The 14,206-nt window shown below is 68.6% G+C and carries 10 protein-coding genes and 2 pseudogenes; 5 read left to right on the forward strand and 7 right to left on the reverse strand.

What is annotated here, in order from left to right; translation table 11 throughout:
* Position 1: 1 nt before the first annotated feature.
* The 3 genes from hpt to IPG61_17780 all read right to left on the reverse strand — a co-directional run bounded on the left by hpt (position 2) and on the right by IPG61_17780 (position 3,625).
* Positions 2-514, reverse strand: coding sequence for a hypoxanthine phosphoribosyltransferase (gene hpt / locus IPG61_17770; protein ID MBK6735882.1), 513 nt, complete (start codon positions 512-514; stop codon positions 2-4).
* A 119-nt stretch (positions 515-633) separates the two neighbouring features.
* Positions 634-1,341 carry a uridine kinase gene (gene udk / locus IPG61_17775; protein ID MBK6735883.1) on the reverse strand — a complete coding sequence of 236 codons (708 nt, stop codon included), beginning with the start codon at positions 1,339-1,341 and terminating at the stop codon, positions 634-636.
* Positions 1,342-1,447: 106 nt separating this feature from the next.
* The gene (locus tag IPG61_17780) at positions 1,448-3,625 is read right to left on the reverse strand and encodes an RNA-binding transcriptional accessory protein (GenBank protein MBK6735884.1); all 2,178 of its coding nucleotides are present in this window, start codon (positions 3,623-3,625) and stop codon (positions 1,448-1,450) included.
* A 233-nt stretch (positions 3,626-3,858) separates the two neighbouring features.
* Here IPG61_17780 and IPG61_17785 point away from each other — a divergent pair.
* Positions 3,859-5,135 (forward strand): annotated as a pseudogene (locus IPG61_17785) (NupC/NupG family nucleoside CNT transporter).
* A gap of 28 nt (positions 5,136-5,163) precedes the next feature.
* Here the strand turns inward: IPG61_17785 and IPG61_17790 are convergent.
* A pseudogene (locus IPG61_17790) lies at positions 5,164-6,040 on the reverse strand (NAD(P)-dependent oxidoreductase).
* A gap of 195 nt (positions 6,041-6,235) precedes the next feature.
* On the opposite strand from IPG61_17790, the gene IPG61_17795 reads away from it, so the two are divergent.
* The 3 genes from IPG61_17795 (at position 6,236) to IPG61_17805 (ending at position 8,591) form a co-directional block, all read left to right on the forward strand.
* The gene (locus IPG61_17795) at positions 6,236-7,432 is read left to right on the forward strand and encodes an aminotransferase class V-fold PLP-dependent enzyme (GenBank protein MBK6735885.1); all 1,197 of its coding nucleotides are present in this window, start codon (positions 6,236-6,238) and stop codon (positions 7,430-7,432) included.
* Positions 7,433-7,729: 297 nt separating this feature from the next.
* A complete protein-coding gene (locus IPG61_17800; protein ID MBK6735886.1) occupies positions 7,730-8,041 on the forward strand; it encodes a hypothetical protein in 312 nt (103 codons plus the stop codon).
* Positions 8,007-8,591 (forward strand): hypothetical protein, encoded by a 585-nt coding sequence (locus IPG61_17805; protein MBK6735887.1) that lies wholly within the window; start codon positions 8,007-8,009, stop codon positions 8,589-8,591. The genes IPG61_17800 and IPG61_17805 overlap by 35 nt, the downstream gene beginning before the upstream one ends.
* Positions 8,592-8,656: 65 nt before the next feature.
* Here IPG61_17805 and IPG61_17810 read toward each other — a convergent pair whose 3' ends face one another.
* The 3 genes from IPG61_17810 to IPG61_17820 form a co-directional block, all read right to left on the reverse strand.
* Positions 8,657-10,588: a S9 family peptidase gene (locus IPG61_17810; GenBank protein ID MBK6735888.1), complete on the reverse strand. Its 1,932-nt coding sequence runs from the start codon at positions 10,586-10,588 to the stop codon at positions 8,657-8,659.
* Between the two features lie 77 nt (positions 10,589-10,665).
* A complete protein-coding gene (locus IPG61_17815) occupies positions 10,666-11,760 on the reverse strand; it encodes a DUF1624 domain-containing protein (GenBank protein MBK6735889.1) in 1,095 nt (364 codons plus the stop codon).
* 974 nt (positions 11,761-12,734) lie between these two features.
* Entirely contained in the window at positions 12,735-13,664 is a 930-nt protein-coding gene (locus tag IPG61_17820) for a hypothetical protein (protein MBK6735890.1), read from the reverse strand.
* 230 nt (positions 13,665-13,894) lie between these two features.
* On the opposite strand from IPG61_17820, the gene IPG61_17825 reads away from it, so the two are divergent.
* Entirely contained in the window at positions 13,895-14,152 is a 258-nt protein-coding gene (locus IPG61_17825) for a hypothetical protein (protein ID MBK6735891.1), read from the forward strand.
* Positions 14,153-14,206: the final 54 nt, after the last annotated feature.

Consider the following 14,206-nt stretch of genomic DNA (forward strand, 5'->3'; position numbering starts at 1 on the left):
CTCAGGCCTTCATGACGCCGATGAACGGCAGGTTGCGGTACTTCTCGTCGTAGTCCAGCCCGTAGCCGATGACGAATTCCTTGGGAATCTCGAACCCGACGTAGTGCAGCGGCACTTCCTTCTTGCGGGCCGCCTTCTTGTCGAGCAGCGCAGCCACCCGGATGCTGCGCGGACTGCGCGTCTGCAGCAGCTCGATCAGGTGGGCGATGGTCAGCCCGGTGTCGATGATGTCCTCGACCAGGATGATGTCGCGGTCGGTGATGTTCGCCTTGAGGTCCTTCTCGATCTTCACCACGCCCGTGCTCTGCGTGGTGCCGCCGTAGCTGGAGACGGCCATGAAGTCGACCTCATGGTCGACCGACACGCAACGCGTGAGGTCAGCCAGGAACGGGTAGGCGCCCTTGAGGATGCAGACAAAGATGGGCTGCGAGCCCTGGTAGACCCCGCTGATCTCGTTCCCCAGCTGCCGCACGCGCTTCTGGATCTCGTCGGACGAGATGAGCACGCGCTCGATGAACGGGTAGCGCCTGAGGTATTCCTGGTCGTCGAACGTCACGCCGCGCCTCCGGTCTGCCGCGGGCCGCCGGAGCGACCTGCGCGTGGTCGTGGACTCGCGGACCGGGCCGGTCCGCGCTATTCGGCCGGCCGTGTCAGCTCCCGGGCCTGCCGCACCTCGCGGTCGAGGGCGCGCAACCGGTCGCGTTCACGGATGATGTTGCGGATCTTCGTGGCGATGAGGTCGATCGCCACGTTGTTGTGCCCGCCTTCGGGAATGATGATATGCGCATAGCGCTTGCTCGGCGCCGTGAACTGCAGGTGCATCGGACGCACCACGTTCAAGTACTGCTCGACGACCGATTCCATGGTGCGGCCGCGCTCGCGCGTGTCACGCAGCAGGCGGCGCAGCACGCGCTCGTCGGCGTCGACATCCACGTACAGGCGGATGTCCATCAGCTCGCGCAGCTCGCGCGACTCGAGCACGAGAATGCCCTCGACGAAAACGATGTCCGCCGGTTCGCAGGCAGCGGTCTCCTGCAGGCGGCTGTGGATGCTGTAGTCGTAGCGCGGGATCTGCACGGCCCGTCCGGCCTGCAGTTCGTGCAGGTGCTCGACCAGCAGGGAAGTCTCGAAGGCGTCGGGATGGTCGTAGTTGATCTTGGCGCGCTCGGCCATCGGCAGCGCCGAATTGTCCCAATAGTAGGAATCATGATGGACGATCTGGATGGTCTTGCCCGGGCAGGCCTCCCGGACCTTGTAGGCCACGGTGGTCTTGCCCGAGCCGGATCCCCCGGCCACCCCGATGATCACCGGGGGCAACGGCTTGTGTTCTGGCGCTTGCATGCGCGTAAAGTACCAGCCACGCGGGTGACTGTCAATTTGTCGGATCAGCCGGTTTGCCGGGCGCCGGAAACCGCCTGAAACAGGCTGACCGGGCGCCGGCCCGGCACTAATCCGACGAACTGCGCAGCGAAAGCGAAATGCGCCCCCGCTCGAGGTCGACCGCAGTCACCCGCGCCATGACCTTCTGGCCGACCTTGACCACCTCGTTGGGGTCGCGGACGAAACGGTCGGCCAGCTGGCTGATGTGCGCCAGCCCGTCCTGGTGGACGCCCACGTCGATGAAGGCCCCGAAGTTGGTCACGTTGGTCACGATGCCCGGGATCACCTGGCCGGGCGACAGGTCGGACGGCTTCTCCACGCCGGGCGCGAAGCTGAAGGCCTCGAACTGCTCGCGCGGGTCGCGGCCGGGCTTGGCCAGCTCGGCAGCGATGTCGCGCAGGGTGGGCAGGCCGATCTCCTCGGTGGCGTACTTCTTCAGGTCGACGCCGGCCAGGGCCCGGTCGTCGCCCACGAGGGCCGCCACGGGCCGCCCCAGGTCGGCGGCGATGCGCTCGACCACGGGATAGCTCTCGGGGTGCACCGCGCTGGCGTCGAGAGGCTGGTCGCCGCCGCGGATGCGCAGGAAGCCGGCCGCCTGCTCGAAGGCCTTCGGCCCGAGCCGCGCCACCTTCAGCAACTGCTTCCGGTTGCGGAAGGCGCCCTCCACGTCGCGATGCGCCACCACCGCCGACGCGAGCTGCGGCCCGAGGCCCGAGACGTAGGCCAGGAGCTGCGGGCTGGCCGTATTCACGTCCACGCCCACGGCGTTCACGCAGCTCATCACCGTGTCGTCCAGGCTGCGCTTGAGCGCCTTCTGGTCGACGTCGTGCTGGTACTGCCCCACGCCGATGCTCTTGGGGTCGATCTTCACGAGCTCGGCCAGGGGATCCATCAGGCGCCGGCCGATGGACACGGCGCCGCGCACGGTCACGTCGTGGTCGGGGAACTCGGCGCGCGCCACGTCGCTGGCCGAGTAGATGGAGGCGCCCGATTCGTTCACCATCACCAGCATCACGCTTGACGGGAGCCCCAGGCCGCGCACGAAGGCCTCGGTCTCGCGCCCGTGGGTGCCGTTGCCGATCGCCACTGCCTCGACCTTGAAGCGCGTGATGAGCTCCTTGACGATGTGCCCGGCCTCGTCGGCGGCTCGCCCCCCCGTGTGCGGGTACACGGCGGTGTTGTGCTTGAGCACGCCCTGCTCGTCCAGCACCACCAGCTTGCACCCGGTGCGGAAGCCCGGGTCCAGGGCCAGCACGCGCCGCGGCCCCAGCGGCGAGGCCAGGAGCAGTTCGCGCAGGTTGCGCGCGAAGACGCCGATGGCCTCCTCGTCGGCGCGCTTGCGCATCTCCATGCGCACCTCGGTCTCCATGGCCACCGACAGCAGGCGGCGCCAGCCGTCCTGCACCGCCTGTCGCACCTGGTCGGCGCAGGCCCCGGCGCCCGCGGGCCCCTTCGTCGCGATGAACGGCCGCGCGGCGATCACCAGCGCGCGCTCCTCGGGCACGGCGATCTCCATGTGCAGGAACTTCTCGCGCTCTCCCCGGCGCATGGCCAGCACGCGGTGCCCGGGCGCCGTGCGCACCGGCTCCTGCCAGTCGAAGTAGTCGCGGAACTTCGCACCTTCCTGCTCCATGCCGCGCGCCACGCGCGAGATCACCTGGCCCTGGTCCAGGTAGAGGGCGCGCAGCTCGGCCCGCACCTCGGCGTTCTCGCTCACCGATTCGGCGATGATGTCGCGGGCGCCGGCCAGGGCCTCGTCGGGGCCGGGCACCTCCTTCTCCGGGTCGACATGTGCCTGGGCGCGGGCGACCACCTCGGCCGCTGTCGGGCCGGCCGTCGCGCCCGCCGCCGCCTCCAGCAGCCACTGCGCCAGCGGCTCGAGGCCGCGTTCGCGCGCAATGGTGGCCCGGGTGCGCCGCTTGGGGCGGTACGGCAGGTAGAGATCCTCGAGGGCGGCCAGCGTGGCCGCCGCGTTGATGCCGCGCCGCAGGTCGTCGGTCATCAGGCTGCGCTCGTCGAGCGACTTGATGATGGCCTCGCGCCGCTTGTCCAGTTCGGCCATCTGCTCGAGCCGGTCGCGGACGGCGGTCACCGCCACCTCGTCCAGGCCGCCCGTCGCCTCCTTGCGGTAGCGGCTGATGAACGGGACGGTGGCGCCGTCGTCCAGGAGTTCGGCGGTCGCCAGCACCTGGCGCGCGGGGACATTCAGCTCGACGGCAATGGCCTGGATATGGGTCGCGTTCACGCGGGGACTCCCCGTGTTGCATGGTCGGGGGGCGGCGGCGGCCTGTATCGCCCGTGGCGGGCGCGCGGCAGGATGCGCGACGGCGGCCCGGGACGCAAGGGTCTATCGCCGGGGGCGCCGGGAGCGCAGGCCGGCCGCGGATTCCGGGTGGACCGCGCCCCGCCGGCGGGCGATAATCCCCTGCCGGCGGGCGTCACCCACCGCGCGCCGCAACCGGAAAGGCCGCAGGTACCATGCAGAACGTCATCTCCTTCTTCGGCATCTTCGTCCTGATGCTGATGGCCTGGCTGATCAGTTCCGATCGCCGCCGCTTTCCCTGGCGCGTGGCCGCCTGGGGATTGGGACTGCAGTTCAGCCTGGCGCTGCTCCTGCTGCGGACGCCGTGGGGCGACGTTGTCTTCGGGTTCGCCCGCGACTTCATCACCCGCATCCTCGGCTTCACCGACGCCGGCGCCTCGTTTCTCTGGGGCGGCCTTTACCGGAGCAGCCCCGAACTGGTGGCCAACCTGGGCCCGAGGGCGGCTACTGGCAGGTGACCAACTCGGTCACCGGACAGCTGACTTCGATCGGCACCGTCTTCATCATGCACGTGTTGCCGACGATCATCTTCTTCTCGTCGCTGATGGCCGTGCTCTACCACCTCGGGGTCATGCAGAAGCTGATCTCCGGCATCGCGCGCATCATGCAGAAAACGATGGGAACAAGCGGCAGCGAGACGCTGTCCTGCTCGGCGAACATCTTCGTGGGCCAGACCGAGGCGCCGTTCGTGATCCGCCCCTACCTGCCCACGATGACCAACAGCGAGATCATGGCCGTGATGGTGGGCGGCTTCGCCACCGTGGCCGGCGGCGTCATGGCGGCCTATGTGAGGTTCGGCATCGACGCCGGCCACCTGCTTGCCGCCAGCGTGATGTCGGCGCCCGCGGCGCTGGTGGTCGCCAAGATCATCCTGCCCGAACGGGAAGTATCGCCCACACAGGGCGCGGTGACGCTCCAGATCCCCAAGGAATACGCCAACGTCCTGGATGCCGCGGCCGGCGGCGCCAGCGTGGGCCTGAAGCTGGCCGCCAACGTGGGCGCGATGCTGCTGGCCTTCATCTCGCTGGTGGCGATGGTCAACTACGGGCTGGGCTTCGCGCACACCTCACTGGGGGCCATCCTCGGCTGGGCGTTCTCGCCGTTCGCCTGGGTGATGGGCGTGCCCTGGTCCGAGGCCACCTCGTTCGGCGCCCTGCTCGGCACCAAGATCTCGGTGAACGAGTTCCTGGCCTACATCCAGCTGGCCGACGTCAAGGCAGCCGGCACGATGTCGCCGCGGAGCATCGTCATCGCGACCTACGCGCTGTGCGGGTTCGCGAACTTCAGCTCGATCGCGATCCAGATCGGCGGCATCGGCACCCTGGCGCCGTCGCGGCGCGCCGACGTGGCCCGGATGGGGCTGAAGGCGATGATCGGCGGCGCGCTGGCGTCGTGGATGACGGCGGCGATCGCGGGCGTGCTCACGCCCTAGGCAAGATCGCGCGCACATTTTGTGCAGATCAGTGGCCGGCGCCCTCGCCGGCCACCGTTTTCAGCAGGGCGCTGAAATCGAGGTTACCGTCGCCGGCGGCCAGCGCGCGGCCGTAGGTGGCAGCGACGGCAGCGGCAATCACCGGGTCCACGCCCGATCCCCGCGCCAGCTCCGCACGCCAGGCCCAGGTCCTTGCTCATGTGCTTCAACGGGAAGGCCACGCCGAAATCCTGCGCCAGCATGCGCGGACCCTTGCCGCGGAACATCGGGTTGGCGACGGCACCGGCGTCGAGCACCTCGAGCAGCACGTTCGGCTCCAGCCCCGCGGCGCGCGCCAGCACCAGCCCCTCGCAGAATGCTCCCATCATGCCGCCCATCACCATGTTCACGACAAGCTTGAGGCGGGCTCCGTTGCCGACCTCGCCGAGGAACAGGCGCTTCCTGCCGAGCAGGTCGAGCGAGGGCGCGACATCGTCGTACAGGGAGGCATCGCCCGCGGCCAGGATCACCAGCGCTCCCTGCTCGGCCGGCTGGCGCGAGCCCGAGACCGGCGCCTCCAGGAACCGTGCGCCGCAGGCGGCCACAGCCGCCGCGATACGGGTGCTGGTTGCCGCATCCACGGTGGACATGTCCACATAGCCGCTGCCTGCGGCCAGTCCCTCGCAGATGCCGGCGGGGCCGCAGGCCACCGCCAGGGCCGCCGCGGGATCGGCCAGCATCGCGAACGTGATGTCGCTGGCGGAGGCCACTGCGGCGGGCGTTGCGGCGACTGCAGCCCCGGCCGCGCGCAGCGGCTCGCAGGCGGCAGGGGTGCGGTTCCAGACGGTCAGCGCGTGACCGCCCCGCACCAGGTTCAGCGCCATGGGCCGCCCCATGATGCCCAGTCCGACGAATCCCAGTTTCATGTCGTCTCGCCCGTTCCGTAGGAGCCGCCCGGTTCCGCAGCGTGGGGTTGCACCGCGTATCGTGCCACGACCGGATGCCCTGCGTCAAACCTGGCGGCAGTCCCGGGCACATACTTGTTCCTGCGACGGCGATGCGTGCCCTATTCTGGGCCTGCTCCCGCCGCCGCCCGCAGACGCCCAACGGAGGCCCCGCCCATGACCCGCTCCCTGGCCGAGCTCCGCTGCTCCCCCAATGCGCTGGCCCCGCATTACACGTCGTTCAACGTCGCCGGGCGCCTGCTGCTGACCGGGCACTCGCACCAGGCCTGGCCGGACGCGGGGTTTGCCGCCCAACAGGAAGCCTGGCTCGATGCAGCCCGGTACGTGGACGACAAGTGGGAACACGCCTTCGATCGCGTGCAGCGGGTGCAACGCGGCTACGCGGCCCTGCTGGCGGATGACGACGGCGACATCACCCTTGCGGCCAACACGCACGAACTGGTGGTGCGCTTCCTGTCGGCCCTGCCCCTGCGTGAGCGACCACGGCTCGTCACGACCGACGCCGAGTTCCACACGATCCGGCGCCAGCTGGACCGACTCGGCGAGGAACGCCTGGTCGAAGTGGTGAAGGTTCCGGGGTACCCTGCCGCAGCCGCGGCGGAAAGCCTGGCATCGCAGGTGGACGACCGCACGGCGGCCGTGCTGGTCTCGGCCGTGTTCTTCGAGCGCGGCGTCATCGTGCCGGGCCTGGGCCGCCTGGCCGCCGCCTGCGCGCATCACGGCGCCGCGCTGCTGGTCGACGCCTACCATGCCCTGGGCGCCATCCCCTTTCCCCTGAAGCCCCTGGGGCTCGGTGGCGCCTTCGTGGTCGGGGGCGGCTACAAGTATCTCCAGCTCGGCGAAGGCAACTGCTTCCTGCGCACGCCGCCCGGGTGCGGGCTGCGCCCGGTCGTGACCGGATGGTTCAGCGAATTCGCCGAACTGGCCGAGGCCCGGGTGCCGGGTGGGATCCGGTACGGCAAGGGCCCGGCCCGCTTCGCCGGATCCACCTTCGACCCGACTTCGGCCTACCGGGGCGCTGCCGTGATGGAGTTCTTCCGCGACCAGGGACTCACGCCCGCATTCCTGCGTGAGGTCTCGCAGCACCAGGTGGGGCTGCTCATCCGCACCTTCGATGGACTGGACCTGGACCCCGGCGTGGTGCGCCTGGAAGAGGGCGTGCGCCTGGAGGAGCGCGGCGGCTTCCTGACCCTCATCGCGCCCGACGCCGGGCGGTTGTGCGCGGGCCTGAAGGAACGCGGCGTGCTCACCGATTGCCGCGGCACGACACTGCGTTTCGGCCCGGCGCCCTACCTCTCAGACGACCAGGTTGCGGCGGCGATGCTGGCGCTGGCAGAGGTGGCGCGGCCCTGAACTGCGCCCCCCGGGTTGTGCCGCCGAGATTGTGCCCGGCCCAGATGATGCCCCGGGCCGGACATGAGCACCAACGCCAGATCCTTCGCCCCACCTCACTGCCCCAACCCCAACTGCCATTTCCACAGTGGGTTGCACAAACGCTGGCGCTTCAAGCGCATTGGCTACCACTGGAGTCACTGTCAGAGAAAGCGTATCCCCAGGTTCCTCTGCCTGTGCTGCCGCCGCTCGTTCAGCACCCAGACGTTCGCCACTTCCTACTGGCAAAAGAGACCTGACGTCCTGGGCCAACTCGTCATGAAAACCGTCGGCTGCATGGCCAATCGCCAGATCGCCCGCGAACTGCGGGGTGCACCCTCCACCATCGACCGCCAGCTGGCGCGGCTCGGCCGGCACTGTCTGCTGTACCACACGCAGCAGATGCAGAGCGCAAAGCCGGCTTCCATCGTCGCCATCGACGGCTTCGTGTCGTTCGAGCACCCCCAGTTCTGGCGTTCCACCACCATCCGGCCATCGAGCCCGGATCCGATCTCATCGTCTACTTCACCGATAGCGAGGTGCGCCGTTCCGGCCCATGACCGACGCCCAGAGCGCAGCGCGAGCGCCTGAGCAGCAATACGGGCGGCCTGATCCCAAGGCGGTGTTGAAGGATGTGACGCACCTGCTAGAGGTTGTCGCCGGTGGGCAGAAGCACTTGACGGTGCTGAGCGACGAGCACCAGGCGTATCCCAGGGCGATACGGCAGTTGCCGTGCGAAGTGACGCACCTGGTGACGTCGAGCAAGGAGCGGCGAGATGCGCGCAATCGGCTCTTCCCGGTGAACCTTGCGGACATGCTCTTGCGGCACAGCAGTGCAAATCACAAGCGGGAAACGATCGCGTGGTCGAAGCGGCGACAGGCGAGCGCCGAGCGGCTCGCGGTGTTCCTGGTGTGGCGCAACTACATGAAGGGTCGGAAGGAGAAGGTGCGGGGCAGTCCGACGCCGGCCCAGGTGCGAGGGATGCGGATGGATCGGCTGGAGATTGCGGAATTGCTTGAGAGTCGGTTGTTCGCGAGTCGGATCACTCTGCCGGGGCGGTGGCTGGAGTACTACGGGCGGCGGGTGCGGACACGGGTGTTGGAGAGGCAGAGGGTGCATGAGCTGAAATACGCGTTCTAGAGTCCGGAAAGAGAACCGGCCGCGCCATTGCCTGACGCGGCCGGACACAATTTCAGCGACACAACTCACTCCCCCAACAGGTGCTTGCGCCAGAACAGGACCTGGGCGGCGCCGAAATAGTCTGCATTCGGCTTCTTGGCGAATCCGTGGCCCTCGTCCTTGAACATCAGGTACCACACCTCGCCCCCGTTGCCGCGTACGGCCTTCACGATCTGCTCGGCCTCCGTGTACGGCACGCGCGGGTCGTTGTAGCCCTGCGCCACGAACAGCGGCCGGGTAATGCTCCTGGCGTTGTTCAGCGGCGCGATCTCCTCGTGGAACGCACGCATGGCCGGGTCGCGCTCGTCACCGTACTCGACGCGGCGCAGGTCGCGCCGGTAGTCCTCGGTGTTGGTCAGGAAGGTCGTGAAGTTCGAGATGCCCACCACATCGATGCCGGCGCGGATGCGCTCGTTGTAGTCGACCATGCTCGCCAGCACCATGTAGCCGCCGTAGCTGCCGCCGGTCACCCCGACCCGGCCGGCGTCCAGGCCGGGCTGCTTCGCGATCCAGTCGAGCAGCGCCCCGATGTCCTTCACCGAATCCTTGCGCAGGAAGCCGTTGTCCAGCTTCAGGTACGACTTGCCGTAGCCCGACGAGCCGCGCACGTTCGGCACGAGCACGGCGACCTTCAACTCGCGCAGCAGGTACTGGATCGACGGGTTGAATGTCGGCTGCGCCTGCGATTCGGGGCCGCCGTGGATGTTGATCAGCACCGGCGCCTTTTCCCCCGGCTTCAGGCCGGCGGGATGGTAGTAGAAGGCGGGAATGCTGCGGCCGTCAAAGCTCTCGAAGCGGACCAGGGTGGGCTCGATGAAGGTGGACGTGTCCAGCCCGCCGACCTCGCTCTGCGTCCAGCGCACCAGGCTGCCCGACTCCAGGTCGATCACGTATACGTCCGAGGGCGAGGTCGCGACATTGATGCTCAGCGCCAGCCGCTTGCCGTCGGGCGAGAACTCCAGCCCGCCGACCACGCCGACGGGCAACTGCGGCAGGGCCAGCGGTCGGTAGGCGTCGGTGTCCACGACGCGCAGGACCGAGCGTCCATCCTCGTTCGTGACGAACGCCAACAAATTGCCGTCGTGACTCTGCGTGAAACCCGAAACGTCCCAGGGAATGTCCTTCGTGATGACCGAGCCGCGGCCCGTGGCCGGGTCGTGGTGACGCAGGTGCAGGAATTCGGCGTTCTCGTCGGAAACAAAGAACACGCCCTTCCCGTTGCGGGCGAATTGGAAATCCCCGAACGCAGCCTGGCCCCCGTCCACAGGGAACATGGTCAGTTTGCCGGATTCCAGGTCCACTTCGCCGGGGCGGGCGTCCTCGATGGACACGAACCGCATCACCAGCAGATTCCGGCCGTCGGGCGAGAAGTCCAGCGCATTCCAGGCGCCGCCCTCCTGCACCACCAGCCTCGGCTCACCGTCCAGGGCCTGCACCCAGATGTCGGTGTCTTCGCCGTTGCGTTGCGTGCTGCTGTAGGCGAGCTGCCGGCCGTCTTCCGACCAGAGGGCGCCCTCGTTGCGGGAGCTGCCGTCGGTCAGACGGCGCGACTGGCGGCTGCCCAGGTCGTAGTAGTGCAACTGGAAGAACTCGTCGCCGCCGGTGTCCTTGCTGAAGACGAATCCCTCGCCTGCATCGCCCGGTCGGACCTCCATTCCGCGCACCGGTTCACGGTAGAACGTCAGCTGCTCGCGCATGCCCAGCGGCCGACTCACGCGATGCACCTGCGCCGTATCGCCGAAGCGGGTGCTGATGAGCAGGCTGCCGTCGCGCAGCCAGCCCTGGAACGTGGCCCCGCGCGTGTTCTGGTACTGGCGCAGGCTTTCCACCAGCTCGTCCGGGATCGCCGGCAGGTTCTCGCTGATGCGGTTACCGACTTCCTGGCGCAGCGGGCCGGTGTCGGCGTGGGCGGGGATTACTGCGGTGGTCAGCAACAGGACGAACACGAACTTGCGCATGGCGGCTCCTTGCGGCTAAACGGACGGGAGGCGCCCCGACGGGCGCCTCGCCAGTCCCGGAATCGAAATCGAAAAGGCTAGATCATCCGGATGAACCACGACTGGTTCTTTCGCTTCACGCGCCCGAACCATACCACCAACGGGGCCATCACCGCCAGCAAAGCGACCCAGCCGATGAGCGAGCCCAGCACGGCGCTCTCGTGGTAGAACAGCCCAAAGCGCCGCGCGACGATGGCCAGCAGGGGAATGTGCACGCAGTAGAAAAAGAGCGGCACGCGACCCACGTACGCGAGCGGCCTCAACAGCCGGACGCGAGCGTCGACCCAGCTGAAGACCCCCACCAGTCCGATTACGGTGCCCGACAGCCACAGCTGGTGTGTCAGACTGGGCGGATACTTCTGGTCCAGGAAGAAGGAGTACGAGAAGAAGGTGTTCCAGGCGAAGATGTTGCCGAAGCCCTGCCCCAGCCGCACCGCATAGGCGGCCGCCACGAGGGCCAGGCCGATGGTCACCGAGCGACGTGCACGCTGGTCGGGGTCATGCCAGACATCGAACCAGAAATGCGCCATCACGCTGCCCAGCAGGGCCAGGGCGAACCAGGGCAGCAGCGGGTACTTGGTGAAGTCACCGCTGGCGATCAGCAGTTCCATCGGGTAGTGTGCGGCACCCTTCAGGTCGTAGGGAATGCGCAGCAGGAAAGGGTGCACCAGGAAGAGGACGGCCACCAGCGCCGCCCGCAATTGCCAGCGCCAGGCTGCCATGAACGACACCAGGATCATTGACAGGCCGATCGTGGCGATGATGCCCAGGTGATCCAGCCGCAGCCGGTCGAAGCCGCTCCACGAAGCGTTGACCCAGACAGCCTGGATGGCGACCAGGAACAGCCCGCGCTGCACGAAACCCCAGTGCACGGCGCGGCTGCTTTCGCCCGACTTCCGGCGCCGGTGGAACACGTAGTAGCACATGGCGCCGTTCATCATGAGGAAGCCCGGCGCGCACAGGTAGCCCATGTAGCGCAGCAGGAACTGCGGCGTGTTGTCGAAGAACGGGTCGATCGGGTCCAGGCTCAGCCAGGCCGAGTTGAAGTAGTAGTTGCTGTGCCCGAGCGCCATCATCACGCCGATCAGGCCGCGGAAGGCGTCGATGTAGGTGAAGCGGTCCTTCGTCGCCATCGGTCCATCCTGGGGCTGCGGCTCTGCGCGCGGCCCGGTCGGTTCAACCCTGATCAATCGGTGGACAGGTCAATCGGTGAACACCGTGCGCACCGCGCGCAGGCCCACCGTGTCGTCGGCCGATTCGGGATAGCGTGAAGAGCGGGCTGCGCCGCGGCAATCCTCGCTGCCGCCGTACCAGCTGCCGCCGCGCACCACGCGCTGCGTGCCGGTGGCCGGCCCGGCGGGGTCCAGGACCACGCCGTCGCCGTCGGCGTCCAGCACGCGGTAGTCGCCGTACCAGTCCCAGCACCATTCGGCCACGTTGCCGGCCAAGTCGAAGGCTCCGCGGGGGTCGGCCTGCTTCAGGCCGACCGCGCGCGTGCCGTGCGTCTCGCCGACAGCGAAGCTGCCGCAGTACCAGGCCGCCGGCACCAGGGCCGGGTCGACGTTGCACACGCGCTCGGTCAGGTCGCCGGCCACGAACGCGGTCGTGGTGCCGGCGCGGGCCAGCATCTCCCACTCCGCCTCGGTGGGCAGGCGCCAGCCGTTCGCCTCGCGGTTCCAGGTCACGTTGCTGCCGTTCACGGTATAGGCAGGGGTCAGCCCGTCGGTCGTCGACTGCGCATTGCACCAGGCCACGGCCTGCATCCAGCCGATGGTCTCGACCGGCAGGTCCGCGCCGGCGAAATGCGATGGTGCCCCGAGGCCGCGCGCCGCGTACTCGTCCTGGCTGACCTCGAACGTGCGGCAGACGACACTGTCGCTGAGCACGACCGTGTGCTGCCACTCGTCGGTACTCCGGCCGGTCTCGGTGACCGGGCTGCCCATCGTGAACACCCGGCGCCCCACCACAGGGCCGACGGCCGGCTGCGTCTGCGCGACCGGCACTTCCGGATCGGCGACTGCGAAGCGGAAGAACCATTCGTGCTCGCCGGCGGGCATCAGCGCCTGGTAGCGGTACTGCGTGGCGACGGCCTTGCCCGTGACGGCGGTCATGGCATGCGCGACGCCGTCGATGACCACTTCGTGCACGGTCGGCGCTTCATCGAAGATATAGGTGACCGTCCAGGTGAACAGGGTCGCACCGGTGCCCGCCTGCCGGTCCAGTTGCGGGTCCTGAAGCAGGATGCCCTCGCCCGGCTGTGCCGAGACGTCGTTCGACAGCGAAGAGAGGTTCCCAGCCTCGTCGCGCACACGCACTGCGAAATGCAGGGCCGTACCCGCAGCCAGGTTCTCCACCACGAGCGAGGCGGCGTCGCCCGGCTCGCCCGGCACCGGCACGCCCGCGACCGGCGTGGCCGCCAGCCAGCCAGCTTCGTCGGTGATCGCGGCGGCGGCATGGCGCACTTCGGCGCTGGCTGCGCGGCCTTCCCAGCGGTCGTCACCGGTGTCGCGCCAGGACAACCGCACGGCGCCGGCGCCAAAGGGTTCGGCGTTGTCACGTCATGGAAGACCCGACCCGAAATGAGCACGAGCATGCCCTCGTCGCGATCGACGGCCAGCAGCATGCCCTCGTTAGAGAAACAGATGTCCATCGCGTAGCTCGTGACGATGCGGCCCAGGAACACCGGGGCGCGCGGGTTGCTGATGTCCACGAAGTGCAGGCCGGAACCCTGCGCGGCGAGTACCGCCAGGCCGTCCTGGACGGCGATGGCGCGGCAGGTGCCTTCCAGCGCGACCTGGCCCACGTGTACGGGCGCCGCCCCGCCGTCGATGGCGAAGACGGCCAGGCCGTGCGGGCCGTCGGCCACGAAGGCGTAGTCGCCGTCGATCTCGATATCCAGGGCTTCGCCCGGGCTGTCGGTCCAGGAGACGACCTGCATCGTGCCCAGGGCGAGGATGCGGGCGTCGATGACCGCCAGGCCCATCTCGTTGTCCGCCACATAGCACCAGCCGTCGCGCACGACCACGCCCCTCGGCATAGCCGTTGGTGCCCGAGAACACGCCGTCGTAGGCCAGGATGCCCGGCTGCGCCGGCAACGAGCGGAAGACGCGGACGCCCTTCCAGCTCTCGGCCAGGTAGGCGATGAACGGTTGGGCGGGATCTTCCGGCTGGTCGATGAACACGCGATTGCCGAACACAGCCGTGGTGCTGCTGTTGAACGAGGTCATCGCCGTCGGGTCGGTCACGTCGTAGGTCGTGACGCCCTCGGTGCCCTCCACGACCAGCGCGATGTCGCGCACCTGGCCCTCGCTGAACGTGCGGACCACGCCCACGCTTTCGCTGTACTTGACCGTGTTGATCGTCTGCAGAAGCACCGGATGCGCCGGGTCGGTGAAGTCGATGGCGTGCAGGCCCGCCTGCCCGCCGGCCACGAAGGCCAGCCGCCCGATGGTGTCGACGTCCTCGTTCTGGCTGGGCAGCGGCACGCGCCCGACGACGCTGTACGGGGCGCCCGGCGTCTCGTAGAGATCCTGCTTGGCGCAACCGGCGGCCAGCAGGCAGAGCCCGGACGCCAGGACG

The sequence above is a fragment of the bacterium genome (assembly GCA_016703265.1).
Classification (GTDB): domain Bacteria; phylum Krumholzibacteriota; class Krumholzibacteriia; order LZORAL124-64-63; family LZORAL124-64-63; genus CAINDZ01.